An 18,472-nucleotide genomic window follows, 5' to 3' on the forward strand; every position below is an offset into this window, starting at 1 on the left:
TGCGTTTTACGCAGAGTTACATTCCGTTAATTTCATGGCATTATAGACAATTATCAAAGCCCCCGAAAGGAATCGCGATGTATCGTCTCGTCTACATCAGTACGCCAAAACGTGCCCTTGGCAGCGACGAGCTGCTAACGATCCTTGCCGCTGCGACGAAAAATAATCGTCGCAACGAAATTACCGGAATATTGATTCAGGACCACAAGCGTTTCTTGCAATATCTCGAAGGTAGCGAAGACAAGGTTGAAGAGACTTTTGCGCGAATATCAGCGGACCCCCGCCATTTTGCAATCAGCCGACTGAAAAGCGGCTCGATCGAACGGCGACAGTTTCCCGGATGGAGCATGGCGTCGAAAACCGTCGATCAATGCAACAGTCTGCGGGATGCGGTTAGCGAATTGGTAAAAGACTGCGACCGCGATGTGGCAGCGGAGTTGTTGAGCTTCGCCGAGGCTCGTGACCGGGCAGGCTGAATTTGCCTGCCCGGTTCACTTTTCGTGCTAGTTCTTTTCTTTGTCGACCAGCTTGTTAGCGCCGATCCAGGGCATCATCGCCCGCAACTGGGCGCCGGTTTCCTCAATCGGATGGGCTGCCGCCTGTTTGCGTGCTGCCTTAAGCTCCGGCTGTCCGGCGCGATTGTCGAGAACGAAGTCTTTCACGAAACGGCCTGACTGGATGTCGGCCAATACCCGCTTCATTTCCGCCTTGGTTTCGGCAGTGATGATCCGTGGGCCGGTTGTGATATCGCCATATTCTGCAGTATTGGAGATGGAATAGCGCATATTCGCGATCCCGCCTTCGTAGAGCAGGTCGACGATCAGCTTGGTTTCGTGCAGACATTCGAAATAGGCCATTTCGGGGGCATAGCCGGCTTCGGTCAGGGTTTCGAAACCCGCCTGGATCAAATGGGTGATACCACCGCAGAGCACGGCCTGCTCGCCGAACAGATCGGTTTCGCATTCCTCGCGGAAATTGGTTTCGATAATGCCCGAACGACCACCGCCGACGCCGGAAGCATAAGCCAGCGCGACATCATGCGCATTGCCGGAGACATCACGGTCAATCGCGATCAGGCACGGTACGCCGCCGCCGCGCTGATATTCGCTGCGCACCGTATGACCGGGGCCCTTGGGAGCGATCATGATGACATCGAGGTCTTCACGCGCCTCGATCAGGCCGAAATGGACGTTAAGGCCATGAGCAAAGGCGAGGGCGGCGCCCTGTTTCATATTGGTGTGCAGGTCATCGGCATAAATAGCAGCCTGATGTTCATCGGGTGCGAGGATCATGACAATATCGGCCCAGGCAGCAGCTTCCTGATTGGTCATCACCTTGAAACCGGCGTCTTCGGCCTTTTTCGCGGTGGCAGACCCGGCGCGCAAGGCAATGGCAACGTCCTTGACGCCGCTGTCACGGAGATTCTGGGCATGGGCATGGCCCTGGCTGCCATAACCAACAATAGCGATTTTTTTCCCGGTGATCAGGCCGAGGTCCGCATCGGCGTCATAATAGACTTTCATATTATCTGTTCTTTCCTTCGTTTTGTCATGCCGAACCTGTTCCAGCATCTTTCTCAGGGTCAGTATGAGCCCTGGAAGAGATTCTGAACCCAGTTCAGAATGACGGTTTAACTAAACTGAACTCAACCTGCCGTTGGACCTCGCCCAACCGCAACAACCCCTGTTCGCCCGACTTCAACCAGCCCGACTTCACGCATCAAAGCAACGAAAGTCTCGATCTTTTCGGGTGCCCCGGTAATTTCAAAAATGAAGCTCTCGGTCGATGCATCGACAATCCGTGCGCGATAGGCATCGGCGAGGCGCATGGCCTCGATCCGGTTCTCACCTTTGCCGGCAACCTTCACGAGCGCCAGTTCGCGCTGCACATGCGGACCGGATTCGGTCAGATCGCGGACGCTGTGCACCGGCACCAGCCGGTCGAGCTGGGCGATGATCTGTTCGATGACGTGCGGCGGGCCGTTGGTGGCAATGGTGATCCGGCTGACCGCGTGATCTTCGCTGATATCGGCCACGGTGAGGCTGTCGATATTATAACCGCGCGCGGTAAACATACCGGCGATACGCGCCAATATACCGGCTTCATTGTCGACCATGACGGCAAGAACGTGACGTTCGACGGCTTCTTCATGAATATGCATCAGACAAGGGCCTTTGCTTGATCATCCATCGTACCCTTCACATCAGCTTCGGTGAGAAGCATTTCCGTGTGGGCTGCGCCCGACGGGATCATCGGGAAACAATTGGCGAGTTTGGCGACCCGGCAATCGACGATGACCGGTCCATCAGTCTCGATCATCTTCTGGATACCAGCTTCTAGATCGGCGGGGTTTTCGATCCGGATGCCGGTCCAGTCATAGCTTTCTGCCAGCTTCACAAAGTCTGGTAGGCTATCACTGTAACTATTTGAATAACGGCTTTCATATGTCAGCTCCTGCCATTGGCGGACCATGCCCATATATTCATTGTTAAGGATGAATATCTTCACCGGCAGGCGATATTGGGTGGCCGTCCCCAGTTCCTGAATATTCATCTGGATCGATGCTTCGCCGGCGATATCAATTACCAGCGCATCGGGATTGCCCAGCTGTGCGCCAATGGCGGCAGGAAGACCATAGCCCATGGTCCCGAGACCACCGCTGGTCAGCCATTTATTGGGGCTTTCGAAATCGAAATGCTGCGCGGCCCACATCTGATGCTGTCCGACTTCGGTGGTGATGATCGGTTCGCGTTCATGCGTGGCTTCCCACAATTTGCGAATGGCCTCCTGCGGCATGATTTCTTTTTTATTTTCAGGATAATCGAGGCAGTTGGTTGCGCGCCAGCCCTTGATTCGCGACCACCATTCCTCATGGTCTGGCGTGGCAAAGCGGCGGCCTTTGAGTACCGCGATCAACTGTTCCATCACCCGGCCAACATCGCCGACCACGGGCAGGTCGACGCGGATGGTCTTGTTGATGGACGATCGGTCAATATCAACGTGGATTTTCTTGCTATTGGGCGAGAAGGCATCAATCCTGCCCGTGATCCGGTCGTCAAAGCGGGCACCGAGGCAGACCACGAGGTCGGCCTTGTTCATCGCCATATTGGCTTCGAACGTACCGTGCATGCCGAGCATGCCCAGCCATTTGTCGGAAGAGGCCGGGAAAGATCCGAGCCCCATCAGGGTCGAAGTGACCGGACATCCCATCAATTCGGCGAGTTCCCGTAAAGTTTCGCTCGCTTTTGGTCCACTATTGATGATCCCGCCACCGGTATAGAGGACCGGCGCCTTTGCGTTCATGATCATCTCGGCAGCAGCGTTGATAGCCTTGTAGTCGCCTTCGGTCTGGGGCTGATAGCGCGAATTGCCTCTGGCGGCATTGGGGCTAAATTCTGCCGCTGCAACCTGGACATTTTTGGGAATGTCGATGACAACCGGACCCGGGCGGCCCTGGGTTGCGATATGAAAGGCTTCCTGGACAATATGTGCCAGATCTGCAGGCTTTTTCACCAGATAATTATGCTTGGTACAATGGCGTGTGATGCCGATTGTATCGGCTTCCTGAAAGGCGTCGGTGCCGATCAGATTGGTTGCGACCTGGCCGGTGATGACGATCATCGGGATGCTGTCCATCAGCGCATCGGTAATACCGGTTACGGCATTGGTTGCGCCAGGGCCAGAGGTTACCAGGACGACGCCTGGTTTGCCGGTCGAACGGGCATAGCCTTCCGCTGCATGGGTCGCCGCCTGTTCGTGGCGAACGAGAATATGCTTGATCTTGGGATGCTCGTAAAGCGCATCATAAATAGGAAGCACAGCACCACCGGGATAGCCGAAAACGGTATCCACGCCGATATCCAGCAGGGTTTCGACCAATATATCAGCGCCGCTTTTTTCGGCCACATCATACTCCATTAGCTGTCTGTTTTGCACTGCGGCCCCGCCATGATGCACGGCACCGCAATAGGCAAGGCTTTGTTAATTCCGGGCTCGCTACATATATGATTATGTTATGTCAAGGCCTAATCGCGTAATATAGTTTCAATTATACCGGTCATATCGTTATTTAATGCCGATTCTATCCGGAGCCATTCGGGCGGGCACTGATTACGGAACCAAGTATACTGGCGTTTCGCATAGCGGCGGGTCGCCGTTTTGGCCTGCTCAATCGCCGTCTCGCGGAGGATCTCGCCAGTCAGCCATCGTACGAATTCGGGAACGCCAATCGCCCGCATAACCGGCAAATTTTTCGGTAAATTGCGGGCCAGAAGGCGCTCGACTTCCTCCCGCGCGCCCTGCTGGACCATCTGCTCCAGCCGCAAGTCACAGCGCTGGTATAGCCACTCTCTCGGCGGCAACAGGACCAGCGGGTGCAATCTGATGTCATCGGCAATGCCGCCCGTCTTGTGCTTTTGCCAGTGATCGAGTGGCTTGCCGGTCGACCGGACCACTTCCAGCGCACGTTGAATGCGGGTGGTATCGGTTGGGCTCAATCGTCCCGCCGACAGCGGATCAGCCTTTTGCAGCGCCTGATATGTTTCCAATCTTTCCAATGATCTGATTTCATGCCGAATTTCTGGATCGATTTCCGGTATCGGGGCGATGCCTTCGAGCAATATCCGAACATAAAGTCCGGTGCCGCCGACCAATATGGGCAACAGATCGCGTTCCTGGGCATGGGCAATTGCCGTCTTGGCGTCATCGGCCCAGCGCGCGGCCGAACAAGCCTCCGAGCCGTCAATATAGCCGAAAAGCCGGTGTTCGATACCGCCCATTTCGGCCTCCGTCGGGCGGGCGCTCAATATTTGAAGGTCGCTGTATACCTGCGCGCTATCAGCATTGATGATTACCGAGGGTTGCTTTTTGGCAATGTCCAGTGCCAAGGCGGATTTTCCACTGGCCGTCGGTCCGACGATCAGCGCAACATTCTTGTCCTGTTTCGGAGAAATCATGTTCATTGCCACGCTCATAGCAAAAGATTCCCTGAATGAGAGAGATATTAGATCGGGCATTGCCGGTCTGGATGCATCCGGCGCCAATATCATCCGACAATCCGACATAATCGATGGGCGGGTGCTGGATATTTTCTTCGAAGGAGATCCCGTTATATCGCGGGAATATCTCGAAAAGATTGAAAGCGAAGTCGATGTTGCGGTGCAGCCGGAAGCAAATCGGCGAAAGAAACTGCTGATTTCGGATATGGACAGCACGATGATCACTATCGAGTGTATCGATGAACTGGCGGATTATGCGGGGATCAAACCGCAAATCGCAGAAATTACCGAACGCGCGATGCTTGGTGAGCTGGATTTCGAACAAGCGTTGCGGGGCAGGGTGGCGTTGCTCAAGGGGCTGGAAACGACTGCCATCCAGCAATGTCTTGATGAACGGGTAAAAGTCATGGCGGGTGCAAATATTCTGGTCCGGACCATGGCAAAGCTGGGCGCCGAGACGATTCTCGTTTCCGGTGGATTCACTAAATTTGCCAAACCTGTTGCACAAGCAATTGGATTTCAGTCTTTTTATGCCAATGTCCTGGGTGAGGACAAAGGATTGCTAACGGGTGGTCTCGACGGTCCCATAGTCGATTCCGTCCGCAAAGATGAATTGCTGCAATCGGGTGCCAAGGCGATAAACCTGCATCTGGACCAGTGTCTGGCGGTCGGCGATGGCGCCAATGATATTCCGATGCTCGAGCGCGCTGGTCTTGGTGTCGCCTATCACGCCAAGCCCAAGGCTGCACAGGCCGCCGACGTGGCCATCCGTCACAATGATTTGACGGCACTACTCTATATTCAGGGGATTGCCGCCGATCAGTGGGTTACAGACTAGCGCCATTTTGGTATATCAGGGCCGCTTCGTGATGCAGTCATTGCCGGAGGCTTTTACCCTGCCACACATCGAATCCGCTTGCGCGCGGGTAGCAAATGGACCGACCTGCAGCCGTGTAATACCGCCCGTCCTGACCAGATAGGGCTGCAATGCAGCCAATTCTGACACACTGTTTTCCAGCTTGTTCCACAGGGCTTTCGCCTTGTTCTCGTCACTAAATGCCCCCAGCTGTACACGCCAGTCGCCACTGGCTGCTGGTGTGCGGACAGCCGGCGCGCTTGCGACGGTGGCTGCGGGTGCTGGCGCGGGTGCTGGCGCAGGGGTTGGAGCAGGGGCATAAGTTACGCCGGGCGTAATCGGACTCTGCTCCGGCACCGCTGCGGGCAGAGCCGGGCGGGAAGGCGGCAATTGCGCTGTCTGCACAGTGCCACCTGAAATTGCCGGGCTCAGGCCCCCAATTTGTGCCGTCCGGACGCGCTTTTCATTTTGTTCCATCTGGCCAGCGAGTTCAATCGCACGCCGTCGGTCATCAACGGGAATGAAACGGTCCATCTGAGCAAGGTTGGACGTTGCTTGCGGTAAACCCTGTGCCGACGAGCGGGTCATGAGGGCATAGGCCTTGATCCAGTCCTTTTCGACAAAATCACCATTAAAGTGCCCGGTACCCAAAACATATTGTGCCCGCGGTTCCCCGCGCGCGGAAGATGCCTGCAAATAGGGCAGGGCTTCGCTACGCCGGTTGTTCTGAAATAATACGAGACCGTAATTGTCGTTAGCTTGCATATGCCCCTGATCGGCGGCCTTTTTATACCATTTTTCTGCTTCGCCCAAATCCTGCGGAACGCCGCGTCCCAACTTATAGGCTTGGGCAAGATTAAACTGGGCATCGGCATCACCCTGGTCAGCAGGTCCACGCCATTCGTTAATCGCCGTTTGGAAATCGCCACGCCCCCACGCATCAACCCCGGCCTTCACATCCGCCAAGGCCGGTGTAGAAAACATCAGGAGCGCCAGGCCGAATAACGGGCTGAGAGGACGATTGGCCTTTTTCATGGAACATTCCTTGGTGATCAGTTGGTAAAAATAACGCGACATTAACCGACCTCATCATTGCTAAACTGCCGGGACTCTTCAAGTCTAGCAAAAAAAGGCGCATTTTTCACGAATGTCCCGAACCGGAATGGCCTTGTCCGGCGAGGTCAAACGCTTCGCAGCAGCCAAAAGTGCGTCCGGAACTTGTTAACTCTATTTTAGCCCTGTTGTGTCAGAGAAGCACCCGGATAGAAATTTCGGGGCAATTCCTGCCCGTGATGGAATAAGGGGAAGAGCGTGCGAGTTCTAGCAATGGCTTCGCAAAAGGGCGGCTCCGGCAAGACTACATTGTCGGGTCATCTGGCCGTACAGGCACAACTGGCCGGCGCCGGCCCGGTGGTATTGATCGATATCGATCCGCAAGGTTCCCTGGCCGACTGGTGGAACGAGAGAGAAGCAGAACTGCCAGCTTTCGCTCAAACCACCGTATCGCGTCTCGCTTCCGACCTAGCAATTTTACGGCAACAGGGATTCAAGCTGGCCGTAATTGATACGCCGCCTGCGATCACGATGGCGATCCAGAGCGTGATTTCGGTTGCGGAGCTTATCGTCATACCGACCCGACCCAGCCCGCATGATCTCAGGGCTGTGGGGGCAACTGTCGATCTATGCGACCGTGCCGGCAAGCCGTTGATTTTCGTTGTGAATGGCGCGACACCGAGAGCAAGGATTACCGCTGAAGCAGCCGTTGCACTTTCCCAACACGGTACGGTCGCCCCGATTACAGTCCATCACCGCACAGACTTCGCCGGATCGATGATCGACGGGCGTACGGTTATGGAAGTCGATTCAAAAGGACGATCGGCCCAGGAAATTACGCATTTATGGACCTATATTTCTGATCGGCTTGAGAAGAATTTCCGGCGCACGATTTTTAGCGCTCCCACCATGGCACAAAATGTGAGCCCCGGCACATACCGGCCTGGCGGCAATTTCGGTCGTCGGGTTGTGGGCTCGTGATGGGAGAAGCAGAAAAAATGAGCGATCCCAAACCACTTGCTTCTCTTTCGTCGAGTTTGCTGGCGCGTAAGGGCGGTGCAAAGCCCGCAATGCGCCGTCAAGGCTTCGGCTTGTCGGTCAATTCATCCGATCAGCATGGCGACACGCATGAGGATCTGGGCTGGAACGATATGGGCTATGACGTTGATCCCGATCATGAGGCAGATTCGGTCGAACAGTTCCTCCATAATCCGCTCGCTGGCGCGGTTCCGAATCCTGTTCCTGCCGTACGACAGCAGCAGGAAGAAATCGCTGCCAAGCTGGAGACGAAATATTCCGATGATGTGGAGGCTGAAAAAGCCGCCGAAAAACCGCCAGTGGCAACGCAACCGTTGCCTGCTTCCGGTGAAGTTGCGCCCCTGGCAAAGCAATCGGCGATATCAAATGCGGACAATAGTCAAAAGCGCGCAGTGAAAAAAGCGCTGACGGCGAATAAATCCCGGACTCGTAAAGCGAAAACCGCATTCACGCTTCGGCTCGATGCCGAAAGGCATCTGAAATTGCGATTGGCTACGGCAGTGAAAAATATGTCGGCGCAGCAATTGGTGACCCGGGCGATGGATGAATATTTGAGAACCATTCCAGAACTTGATGACTTGGCTAAACGCGTTCCATCGCGTGGTGCTGCATGAGCGGGATGTGAACTGAACCATATTCGGAAATGACTGACTTTTATTGCGAGGGCATAGAAATGAAACGCGATGTAATTATGAAATTAGCTGCTTCCTCCATGGTGTTTGCCGCCATGTTGACCGGTTGTGGTTCCTCTGGTGGAGGATCGGTCGCATCCGTATCGAGCAAAGCGACATCAGCCAAGGATAGCGCGAAATATGCCAGAAAGGCAGAAAAGGCGCTTGCGAAAGGCGGTGTCGAATCTGCGATCGCCTATGCCGAGCGTTCGGTGGCCGGGGTTGGCAGCGATTCCGAGACACGGGCCTTGCTGGGCCATGCCTATTTGGCGGCGGGACGTCTGGCATCCGCAGAACGCAGTTATCAGGATGCTATGGAGCTTGGCAAGATTGATGCGCGGACGATCCTGAGCCTAAGCTTGGCGCAACTGGGCCAGGGCAAGGTACACAAGGCTAACGCGCTTGTTGTCAACAACCGACAGTATATTCCGGCTTCTGACTATGGCCTCGCGCTGGCACTTACCGGCGACAGCAAGACTGCGATCGAAATTCTGGAGCAAGCAATTCGTGGCGCCGACGTGACTGCCCGTACACGACAGAATCTGGGCTTGGCCTACGCTTTGGATGGTCGTTGGAAAGAAGCCAAGTTGATAGCGATGCAAGACGTGACAGCGGAATCCATCAATGAACGTATTATGGAATGGGCGCAAATGGCCCGGCCGGATGCTTATGAAGTCCGTGTTGCGACGCTGTTGAACGTGACTCCTGTCGCCAATGATCCTGGTCAGCCGGTCCAGTTGGCTCTTACACCGCTCGCTGCACCCGTCAATGTCGCCGCATCCTCCCAGAATGATCACGACATTGCAGTGGCCAGCTATGACCGTAACAGTCCGTTGCCAGCCATTGGGCCGGCACCAAAGGCGGACAGTGATGTGGATTTCCTGGCCCAGGAAAATAACGTCAAAGTGACGACAGTCTCGCTGCCAGCCAGCAAAGCGATGGTAAAGTCACCGGAAGAAGTGCCTGTAATGAAGGAAGACGCCAAGCCGGCTCGCCTTGCAGCACAATCCAAATTTGTGGTGGGAAGCAGCATGGCCGCTCCGGTCAAGACTGCTGCAGTGCAGGGAGAGCCCGTCGCTAGGCCGGTAGTGCAGAGAGTGGCATATCGGCCCGCCGCTAAGTCCGTAGCTTCTTCTTCGGGTACCCATCTGGTGCAGTTGGGGGCATTTTCTTCCCCCCAGGCTGCCCAGCGCGCTTGGAAGATATTATCCTCCAAAAACAGCGATCTGAGTTCTTTTGAATATGCAAGTTCGCGGATCAATGTGAAGGGCAAGACCCTTTACCGTCTGGCGGCAATCGGGTTTGGCAACGCACAAACCGCTGACGCCATGTGTGATGGCATCAAGGCAAAGGGTGGCAATTGCATCGTGCGCCATGCGAAAGGCGTGAACAAAGTTGGGCCAACGCGCATGGCCAGCCAAGCGCCGAAAAAACTGGCCTCACGCTAAACCACGAAAAATTTGATAGGGGCGGCGAGCTAATAAGCTCTGCCGCCTTTATAAATTGCGGTAACCCTTCCCTGGACGGGCAGGCCGTCAAATGGCGTATTCCCTGCCGCTGCTGCCATTCTGCGGGTATCAACCCGCCACGGGCTGTCTTCGTCCACCAGAATAAAATCAGCCTCATATCCAGGTTGCAGCAAGCCTGCTTCGACGCCCAGAATTTTTGCCGGATTGGTCGACAAAAGCTCGAACAGCCGGCCAATGGAAATCGTGTCGTCACGCACCAGTGTGAGAGAAAGAGCCAGCAATGTTTCTGCTCCGGCCATTCCCGGCGCAGCCTCTGCGTAGGGCAACCGCTTGTCTTCCGCGCCGCGTGGATCATGGCCAGAAGCAATCACGTCGATCGTTCCATCTTGCACCGCAGCCACGCAGGCGAGGCGATGCTCTTCGCTGCGCAATGGCGGAGACAGCCGGGTAAAGGTCCGGAAATCGTGGATCGCGAAATCAGACAAAAGCAGGTGGCCCGGGGTGATACCGCAGGTAACCGGAAGATTGTCCGATTTTGCACCGCGAATAAGCTCCAGACCTTCTGCGGTGGTCACCTGCCGAAAATGGACATGAGCTCCGGTTTCGCGGACCAGAGCAATATCGCGGGCGATGGAAACGGCTTCTGCTGCAGCCGTGGCACTGGAAAGTCCCAGCCGCGTTGCAGTTTCTCCGTTGGTCGCAACCGCGCCATTGGTTAGTCCCGCATCCTCGCTATGGACGATCACCGGCAAATCCAGTGCATGGCAATATTGCAAGAGCTTCAGCATGAGGCCGCTGTCCGCAATCCAGTGCCGGCCGGTGGCAACTGCCTTTGCGCCCGAACGTTTCATCAGCCCGATTTCGGCCAGCTGTTTTCCTTCCAGCCCCTTCGTCGCTGCGGCGATCGGATGGGACCATAGGTCCGGCTTGCCCTCAACCGCATTATGCTTGATCATTGCGGGAAGATCGAGAACCGGCGACTGGTCGGGCATCAGCGCGGCCCGGGTGATCCCGCCAAAGTGAAAGGCCGGCTTGTCGATAGCAAATACGCCAAGATCGACGATGCCCGGTGCCAATATCCTGCCCCCGCAGTCTATTTCTTTGCCAGCCTCACTATGGGCGAAGTCTTTCGCCGAGACGATGCGGTCGTCATCGACCATTAGCGCCCCCGACACGGGTTGTTCTTCGTCCGGCAAGATCAATCGTGCGTTGGTAAAAATCTGCTTCATGACCAGCCCTCCACACCGCGAGAATTGCGGGTCAATATATCGAGACAGGCCATCCGTACGGCTACCCCCATCTCGACCTGCTCTGTAATTGCAGAATGATCGAGGTTATCGGCAACATCGCTATCGATCTCGACACCCCGGTTCATCGGCCCGGGGTGCATCACAAGGGCGTCCTTGCTGGCGAGCTTCAACCGCTCCCCGGTCAATCCATAGAGATAATGATATTCGCGCGGGCTGGGGATAAAGTCGCCGTTCATGCGCTCGTTCTGGAGCCGCAACATCATCACGACATCGCTTCCGTCGAGCGCCTTGTCGAGGTTGGTGAATACTTCGACGTTGAACCGGTCAAGCGCGGCGGGAATAAGTGAGGGTGGGCCGCATACCCTTACTTTTGCCCCGAGCGTTGCCAGGCAGTAGATATTGGATCGCGCCACCCGACTGTGCATCACATCGCCGCAAATCGTAACCGTCAGGCCACTGATCTCGCCCTTGCGCCGCTGGATCGTCAGCGCATCGAGCAGCGCTTGCGTGGGGTGCTCGTGGCTGCCATCGCCAGCGTTGAGAACGGGACAGTCAACCTTGTCGGCAATCAGCTGCACCGCACCGGAACTGCCGTGCCGGATAACGATCGCGTCCGCTTTCATCGCGTTGAGCGTGACCGCTGTGTCGATCAGCGTTTCGCCCTTTTTGATGCTTGATTGCGCCGCATGCATATTGACCACGTCTGCGCCCATGCGTTTTCCGGCAATTTCAAAGGAAAGCAGCGTTCTGGTGCTATTTTCGAAAAACGCATTGATGACGGTGAGGCCATCGAGCCGGTCCGCATGTTTGCTCGATTTTTTGTTGAGATCGACCCATTGCTTGGCCTCTTCCAGAAGAAATAATATCTCCCATGGCTGGAGCCCTGCAATACCCAATAGATGACGATGAGGAAAAGCATCCGATCCGGCGGGAAACGGTTGCGGCGATGCGGTTTGTTTCGATGTCATTAAAGTGGGCTCTATAAAGCGATCATCCCAGCGCGGCAAGCCTGTCAATAGCCCCTTGCAAAATATAACCAGCGGCCATCTTGTCGACCACCTTGGCTCGCTTTTTCCGACTGACGTCCGATGCAATCAGGTCGCGGGTGACTGCCTGTGTGCTCCACCGCTCGTCCCACAGCAATATTGGCAGCCCAAGCGGTTTCAGGTTTTGCGCAAAAGACCGCGCGGCCTGGGTTTGCTGGCTCTGGCTGCCATCCAGATTGAGCGGCAGGCCAGCCACGATTCCGACGATATTCTGCTCAGCAATTACCGATTTTATACGCTCGAGATCCTTCGAAAATTTGCGCCGCTCGATGGTCTCGGCTGCTGTCGCGAAAGTCCAGTGAGAATCGCACAGTGCCATGCCTACCGTTTTCGTCCCGATATCCAGGCCCAGCAAGCGCCCGCCATCGGGCAGCGCATCCCTGAAGGCGGTCACATCATCAGAGATCAACGTGCCAGAAATGCTGCCATCCTCCGCTGTGCATCGGCGCGAATATTCGACCAGAACAGGCTGTAATCATATACGTGATAATTATTGCCGGGCAACGCATAAGGACCAAGATCGGGTGGGTCGCCGATCAGGAGAAAGCCGCGTTTGTCGCATTTTGCCGGCACGGTGCCAGTGGTCAGCGTCGCATCGCTCAGATCATCATTGGGAACAAGTGTCCCCAGATTTTCGGCTGCCACGGCCGATGAATTAATATCGCCATTGATCGGATTGCTGCAAAGCAGCTTTGTATTTTTACGGGGTTGGCCGTTGAACCCGATTGTCATGTCATAGACTTTGACAATCCGGCTATAGTCCGCGGGTTCGGCGAAGCTCTGCCAGCTTAATATGCAGCGCGTTTGGTCGGGGGATTCGCAGATATCGAGGCCCATTTCCGGTATATCTGTTGCGACAGAAACCGGCCACCCGGCAACATAGGCCGCGACAATTCGATTGGCCAGGGGAGTGCCGGAAACCCGATCCTTGAGCAGGTTTGTCAGATGCAGACTGCCCTGACTATGTCCTGCCAGTATAATTGGTTGATCATCGGGAATTTCCGCAACAAAATAATCAAATGCAATCAGGACATCCTGATAGGCCGCATCGAGAGCCTGCTGGCCTTCCGGTTTTTCGGTCAGGAAAGCGCCCAGTGTCGCCTGGCGATAGCGCGGCGCCCATATATCGCCGATGGCGTTGAATGCGCTGGCCTGACCGCGCAGGAATATCCGCGCACGATCTTGCGATTCGTCGTCATCGAGCGGTGCATTCCAGTGGTTCTTCTTGAGAAAAGAGGTAGGGTGGACGAAAAAAACGGCGGCTTTTTTGCCTTCGAAGGACGCCGATGGGGTTTCTTCAATGTCCTCGGGGAGCCACAGGGCAGGGTTGTCTTTCGCAAGGTCGGGCCGTGCCAGCCACATGTTGCTGTCGGCGTAGACATTGTCTTCCAACACCTCTTGGGCGGTAAATTCGGTGTCGGGTACAAAAGCGACTTCCATCAACTCTTCGCCATAGACACGAAATACAAACGCACCGGCGAGCACGAGAACCACCATACTTGCGATAAAATAGAGAAACTTGCGGGCCAAATGATACTCCAACCTGATTTCTGCCGCCTCAATCCGCTTGAAGCCGCTTCGCGCCGGTGCTAGCGGCGCTCGGTACACAATATAAATCCGAAATACCCGAAAAAAGATGAACCTGAAAAGAATGAGTCATGTCAATCGATAAGGAAACCGTAAAAAAAATCGCCGGCCTCTCGAGGATCGCGATCACCGAAGCTGAAGCAGACGCCTTTGTGCCCGAACTTAACCAGATATTGGGCTGGGTCGAGCAACTGGGCGAAGTGGACTGTTCGAAGGTCGAGCCGATGACGGCGGTTATTCCCAACAAATTGCGATTGCGCGAAGATGTCGTCACCGACGGCGAGATTCGCGACAAGATATTGGCCAATGCGCCAATTGCCGAACATGGCTTTTTTGCCGTTCCCAAGGTGATTGAATAATGACCGCAATATTTGAACTGGGTATCGCCGATATCCGCAGCGGCATTGCCGATGGCGATTTCACCGCGAAGGAAGTTGCAGAGACGTTCATCGCGCGGGTCAGTGCGGCCAAGCCACTGAATGCCTTTCTGGTTGAAACGCCGGATCATGCTCTGGCGGCGGCGGAAGCGACCGACAAGGCCAAGGCGGCGGGCGAAACGCTCGGCAAGATGGCAGGCGTGCCAATCGGCATGAAGGACCTGTTCTGCACCGAGGGCGTTGCGACCACAGCTGCCAGCCTCATTCTCGAAGGCTTCACCCCGCAATATGAATCGACCGTGTCGTCCAACCTGTTCAAGGCTGGCGCAGGGATGCTCGGCAAGCTCAACATGGACCAGTTCGCCATGGGCTCCTCGAACGAGACCAGCGCATTCGGCAATGTGATTTCCCCCTGGCGGCGCAATGACGGTGGCAACGTCGATCTGGCCCCTGGCGGCTCTTCTGGCGGTAGCGCAGCGGTTGTCTCGGGACATATCGCCCCTGCAGCAACCGGCACCGACACCGGTGGATCGATTCGTCAGCCAGCCGCCTTCACCGGTATCACAGGGTTCAAACCGACCTATGGCCGTTGCTCGCGCTGGGGTACGATTGCTTTCGCCAGTTCGCTCGATCAGGCAGGGCCGATGGCCCATGACGTTCGCGATTGCGCGATCATGCTCGAATCCATGGCCGGTTTCGATGCCAAGGACTCGACCTCGCTCGATCTGCCCGTCCCCGACTGGGAAGCGGCGCTGAACAGCAATCTCGCAGGCAAGAAGATCGGTATTCCCAAGGAATATCGCGTCGAGAATATGCCCGCCGAAATCGACGCGCTGTGGCAGAAGGGCATTGAAATGCTCAAGGATGCCGGCGCGACCATCGTCGATGTCTCGCTGCCGCACACGAAATATGCGCTGCCGGCTTATTATATCATCGCGCCCGCCGAAGCTTCGTCCAACCTCTCGCGCTATGATGGCGTGCGCTATGGTCTACGCGATCTTCCGGACGGGGCAGGGCTGCAGGACATGTATGCCGCGACCCGCGAAGCCGGTTTCGGACCGGAAGTGAAACGCCGGATCATGATCGGTACCTATGTGCTGAGCGCCGGCTATTATGACGCTTATTATACGCAGGCGCAGAAAGTCCGCACGCTGATTGCGCAGGATTTCGACAAGGCCTGGAACAGCTGCGATCTGCTGCTGACCCCGACCGCGCCAAGCGCTGCTTTCGGATTGGGCGAAAAAAGCGACGATCCGCTGGCCATGTATCTGAACGACGTGTTCACCGTGCCCAGCTCACTGGCCGGTCTGCCTGCGATGTCAGTGCCTGCAGGACTGGATGGCAAGGGATTGCCTCTCGGCCTGCAGATCATCGGCAAGGCATTGGACGAGCAGAGCGTATTCAACGCAGGCTTGGCAATCGAAGAACGCGCCGGATTTGTCGCGAAACCGGAGCAGTGGTGGTAGAAATGACTGAATCAACATATCGTATCCAGGGCGGAACCGGCGAATGGGAGGTCGTGATAGGCCTTGAAGTGCACGCCCAGATTACATCGAAATCGAAGCTCTTTTCCGGAGCTTCCACGGAATTTGGCGCGGAACCTAATACGCAGGTCAGCCTCGTAGACGCCGCGATGCCGGGCATGCTGCCGACGCTGAATGCCGAGTGCGTCCGTCAGGCGGTGCGCACCGGGCTCGCGATCAACGCGCAGATCAACAAATATTCGCGCTTTGACCGCAAGAATTATTTCTACGCCGATCTGCCGCAGGGTTACCAGATATCCCAGCTTTACCATCCGATCGTGGGCGAGGGCGTGATCCAGATTTCGCTCGATGAAAAAGATCCGGATGCGCACGGCAAGGCGATTGGTGTCGAACGTATCCATATCGAACAGGATGCCGGCAAGCTGATGCACGACCAGCATCCGACCATGTCCTATGTCGATCTCAACCGCTGCGGCGTCGCCTTGATGGAAATCGTCTCCAAGCCGGATATGACCTCGCCCAAGGAAGCCGCTGCCTATGTTCGCAAGCTCCGCTCGATCCTGCGCTATGTCGGGTCATGCGACGGCAATATGGAACAGGGCTCGATGCGCGCCGACGTCAATGTCAGCGTGCGCAAGCCCGGCGGCGAGCTCGGCACACGGACCGAGACCAAGAATGTCAACTCGATGCGCTTCATCCAGGCGGTGATCGAATATGAAGCGCAGCGCCAGGTCGATCTGATCGAGGATGGCGGAGAAGTTGTGCAGGAAACCCGTCTGTTCGATCCGGACAGGGGCGAAACGCGGTCGATGCGCTCAAAGGAAGACGCGCATGATTACCGTTATTTCCCCGATCCCGATCTGCTCCCGCTGGAGCTGGAAGATGATTTCATCTTCGACTGCAAGGCGAGCCTGCCGGAACTGCCGGACGAAAAGCGCGCGCGCTACAAGAATGTACTCGGCCTCAGCGCCTATAATGCAGCGGTGCTGACCGCAGAGCATGAAACCGCCCTGTGGTTCGAGGAACTGCTGGAAACCACCGACCAGCCCGAAAAAATTGCCAGCAGCGCCGCCAACTGGGTGACTTCCGAACTATTCGGTGCGCTCAACCGTATGGGCCTGGATATCGAGAATAGCCCGGTTTCGCCCGCGCAGGCCGCCGAATTGCTCAGCCTTGTCGCTGATGGCACGATTTCCGGCAAGATCGCCAAGCAGGTGTTCGAGATCATGCTCGAAACCGGTGACGGCGCGAAAAAAATCGTCGAGGAACAGGGCCTCAAGCAGGAATCCGACACCGGCGCGATCGAAAAAGTCATCGCCGACGTCATGTCCGCCAACGAAGACAAGGTCGCCCAATATCGCAGCGGCAAGGACAAGCTGTTCGGATTTTTTGTTGGTCAGACAATGAAAGCGATGCAGGGCAAAGCCAATCCCCAGGTGGTGAATGAGTTGTTGAAGAAGGTGCTTGCAGAATAACGAATTTTCGTTCTTTTTTTAAGGGGAGCAAGGAAGAGACTATGAAAAAATTGGCTAAGTATATTTTGCCGCTCGCAATAGCCGCATTGAGTTCACCTTCTTCCGCTGAAAAATTGAATAATGCCGACATTATTGGTTTGTTGAACGCAGGGCTCGGCGAAGAAACCATCGTAGCAAAGATTGAGTCCAGCGATGCAGATTACAAAACCGAAGTTCAGGATCTGATCGCACTAAAAAATGGCGGTGTACCGGGTGGGGTTATCGCCGCCATGGTTACTGCTAACAGCCGTCAATCTGAAAAACCGATTGCGCTGTCGGCGACCAGTCTTGATCCGATGGAACCACATTTTGCCGGGGTCTATCTAATTGATTCTTCGAACGTCGACGGCGCCCTAGAAAAAATAGATTCGATGATGACCAGTCAAACGAAAACTGGTGGGCTGTTGGGTTACGCACTAACTGCTGGTATTGCATCAGCGAGCCTGAAAGCAGTTATCCCCGGGGAATCTGCTCAGGTCAACACGGGGGCATCCAAGCCACGGTTCTATTTCTTTTTCGACAACAGCAATGCATCTGATGGGTCGGAGCAATCCGGGACTTTTGCGGCGGGATCTGCAATTTCTGTGCAATCGCCAAATGAATTTAGTTTAATCGAGCTGAAAAAGAAAAAAGGGCGACGCGAGGCGCGCTTCGGTAGTTTTAATATCGGTGGTGCGAAAACAGGGATCATGGACAAAGACAGAATTCCGTTCAATTACGAGCAAATTCGCACCGGCGTTTACAAGGTAGAAATGATCGCCGATCTTGATCCGGGCGAATATGGTTTTGTGTACGCTATCTCTGCGGGATCGGGGCCGGGCATTATGTCCTCCGGAACGGCGACAGGCAGAATATTCGGTTTCACTGTAGAATAGCAACCTGCCGAAGTAAAAAGCCGGAGCATAATTAAACCCCACTTGCCCTCCACGCGCCTTTCGGCTAGGCGCGCGGGTCAATCGTACTTCGATAGAGTTTTGACGACTTAGCTGGGCGGGCGTGGCGGAATTGGTAGACGCGCCAGATTTAGGTTCTGGTATCTTCGGGTGTGGGGGTTCGAGTCCCTTCGCCCGCACCAAGTTAGTCGCAATATCTATCGAAAAACACCGAATATGAAGGCATCAAAGGATAGT

At 55.5% G+C, this 18,472-nt stretch carries 18 protein-coding genes and 1 tRNA gene; 10 read left to right on the top strand and 9 right to left on the bottom strand.

Annotation, left to right across the window (positions count from 1 at the left end; translation table 11 throughout):
- Nucleotides 1-77: 77 nt before the first annotated feature.
- The gene (locus ACN0WX_RS07850; protein ID WP_417621731.1) at nucleotides 78-476 is read left to right on the top strand and encodes a BLUF domain-containing protein; all 399 of its coding nucleotides are present in this window, start codon (nucleotides 78-80) and stop codon (nucleotides 474-476) included.
- Nucleotides 477-503: 27 nt separating this feature from the next.
- Here ACN0WX_RS07850 and ilvC read toward each other — a convergent pair whose 3' ends face one another.
- The 4 genes from ilvC to miaA form a co-directional block, all read right to left on the bottom strand.
- Nucleotides 504-1,523, bottom strand: coding sequence for a ketol-acid reductoisomerase (ilvC, locus tag ACN0WX_RS07855; RefSeq protein ID WP_417621732.1), 1,020 nt, complete (start codon nucleotides 1,521-1,523; stop codon nucleotides 504-506).
- A gap of 122 nt (nucleotides 1,524-1,645) precedes the next feature.
- Nucleotides 1,646-2,161, bottom strand: a complete 516-nt coding sequence (ilvN, locus tag ACN0WX_RS07860; RefSeq protein WP_417621733.1) for an acetolactate synthase small subunit — start codon at nucleotides 2,159-2,161, stop codon at nucleotides 1,646-1,648.
- On the bottom strand, nucleotides 2,161-3,906 hold the full coding sequence (locus tag ACN0WX_RS07865; RefSeq protein WP_417621734.1) for an acetolactate synthase 3 large subunit: 1,746 nt from the start codon (nucleotides 3,904-3,906) through the stop codon (nucleotides 2,161-2,163). The genes ilvN and ACN0WX_RS07865 overlap by 1 nt, the downstream gene beginning before the upstream one ends.
- A gap of 119 nt (nucleotides 3,907-4,025) precedes the next feature.
- Complete coding sequence (miaA, locus tag ACN0WX_RS07870; protein ID WP_417621735.1) at nucleotides 4,026-4,961, bottom strand: tRNA (adenosine(37)-N6)-dimethylallyltransferase MiaA; 936 nt, start codon at nucleotides 4,959-4,961, stop codon at nucleotides 4,026-4,028.
- On the opposite strand from miaA, the gene serB reads away from it, so the two are divergent.
- A complete protein-coding gene (gene serB, locus ACN0WX_RS07875) occupies nucleotides 4,954-5,835 on the top strand; it encodes a phosphoserine phosphatase SerB (protein ID WP_417621736.1) in 882 nt (293 codons plus the stop codon). The genes miaA and serB overlap by 8 nt on opposite strands.
- Before the next feature lie 15 nt (nucleotides 5,836-5,850).
- On the opposite strand, the gene ACN0WX_RS07880 is transcribed toward serB, so the two are convergent.
- Nucleotides 5,851-6,888 (bottom strand): SPOR domain-containing protein, encoded by a 1,038-nt coding sequence (locus tag ACN0WX_RS07880; RefSeq protein WP_417621737.1) that lies wholly within the window; start codon nucleotides 6,886-6,888, stop codon nucleotides 5,851-5,853.
- Between the two features lie 276 nt (nucleotides 6,889-7,164).
- On the opposite strand from ACN0WX_RS07880, the gene ACN0WX_RS07885 reads away from it, so the two are divergent.
- From ACN0WX_RS07885 to ACN0WX_RS07895, 3 genes are all read left to right on the top strand, one after another.
- Nucleotides 7,165-7,887, top strand: a complete 723-nt coding sequence (locus ACN0WX_RS07885; protein WP_417621738.1) for an AAA family ATPase — start codon at nucleotides 7,165-7,167, stop codon at nucleotides 7,885-7,887.
- Nucleotides 7,888-7,904: 17 nt separating this feature from the next.
- Nucleotides 7,905-8,558, top strand: coding sequence for a hypothetical protein (locus ACN0WX_RS07890; RefSeq protein WP_417621739.1), 654 nt, complete (start codon nucleotides 7,905-7,907; stop codon nucleotides 8,556-8,558).
- A gap of 77 nt (nucleotides 8,559-8,635) precedes the next feature.
- A complete protein-coding gene (locus ACN0WX_RS07895) occupies nucleotides 8,636-10,063 on the top strand; it encodes an SPOR domain-containing protein (RefSeq protein WP_417621740.1) in 1,428 nt (475 codons plus the stop codon).
- Nucleotides 10,064-10,092: 29 nt separating this feature from the next.
- Here the strand turns inward: ACN0WX_RS07895 and ACN0WX_RS07900 are convergent, their stop codons facing one another.
- From ACN0WX_RS07900 to ACN0WX_RS07915, 4 genes are read right to left on the bottom strand one after another with little or no spacing between them, the layout of a single operon-like run.
- Nucleotides 10,093-11,313, bottom strand: a complete 1,221-nt coding sequence (locus ACN0WX_RS07900; protein WP_417621741.1) for a dihydroorotase — start codon at nucleotides 11,311-11,313, stop codon at nucleotides 10,093-10,095.
- Nucleotides 11,310-12,302: an aspartate carbamoyltransferase catalytic subunit gene (locus ACN0WX_RS07905; RefSeq protein ID WP_417621743.1), complete on the bottom strand. Its 993-nt coding sequence runs from the start codon at nucleotides 12,300-12,302 to the stop codon at nucleotides 11,310-11,312. The genes ACN0WX_RS07900 and ACN0WX_RS07905 overlap by 4 nt, the downstream gene beginning before the upstream one ends.
- Nucleotides 12,303-12,324: 22 nt before the next feature.
- Complete coding sequence (ruvX, locus tag ACN0WX_RS07910; RefSeq protein WP_417621744.1) at nucleotides 12,325-12,789, bottom strand: Holliday junction resolvase RuvX; 465 nt, start codon at nucleotides 12,787-12,789, stop codon at nucleotides 12,325-12,327.
- Nucleotides 12,786-13,910: a DUF3089 domain-containing protein gene (locus tag ACN0WX_RS07915; protein WP_417621745.1), complete on the bottom strand. Its 1,125-nt coding sequence runs from the start codon at nucleotides 13,908-13,910 to the stop codon at nucleotides 12,786-12,788. The genes ruvX and ACN0WX_RS07915 overlap by 4 nt, the downstream gene beginning before the upstream one ends.
- A 128-nt stretch (nucleotides 13,911-14,038) precedes the next feature.
- Between ACN0WX_RS07915 and gatC the strand changes: the two genes are divergently transcribed.
- From gatC to ACN0WX_RS07940, 5 genes are all read left to right on the top strand, one after another.
- Entirely contained in the window at nucleotides 14,039-14,326 is a 288-nt protein-coding gene (gatC, locus tag ACN0WX_RS07920) for an Asp-tRNA(Asn)/Glu-tRNA(Gln) amidotransferase subunit GatC (RefSeq protein ID WP_417621746.1), read from the top strand.
- A complete protein-coding gene (gene gatA / locus ACN0WX_RS07925) occupies nucleotides 14,326-15,810 on the top strand; it encodes an Asp-tRNA(Asn)/Glu-tRNA(Gln) amidotransferase subunit GatA (RefSeq protein WP_417621747.1) in 1,485 nt (494 codons plus the stop codon). The genes gatC and gatA overlap by 1 nt, the downstream gene beginning before the upstream one ends.
- Before the next feature lie 2 nt (nucleotides 15,811-15,812).
- A complete protein-coding gene (gene gatB, locus ACN0WX_RS07930; protein ID WP_417621748.1) occupies nucleotides 15,813-17,303 on the top strand; it encodes an Asp-tRNA(Asn)/Glu-tRNA(Gln) amidotransferase subunit GatB in 1,491 nt (496 codons plus the stop codon).
- A 41-nt stretch (nucleotides 17,304-17,344) separates the two neighbouring features.
- Nucleotides 17,345-18,217 (top strand): hypothetical protein, encoded by an 873-nt coding sequence (locus ACN0WX_RS07935; protein WP_417621749.1) that lies wholly within the window; start codon nucleotides 17,345-17,347, stop codon nucleotides 18,215-18,217.
- Nucleotides 18,218-18,332: 115 nt separating this feature from the next.
- Nucleotides 18,333-18,417, top strand: a tRNA-Leu gene (locus ACN0WX_RS07940).
- The last annotated feature ends 55 nt before the right edge of the window (nucleotides 18,418-18,472 follow it).

Origin of the sequence: Parasphingorhabdus sp. (assembly GCF_048269915.1) — a bacterium.
Taxonomy (GTDB): Bacteria; Pseudomonadota; Alphaproteobacteria; order Sphingomonadales; family Sphingomonadaceae; genus Parasphingorhabdus.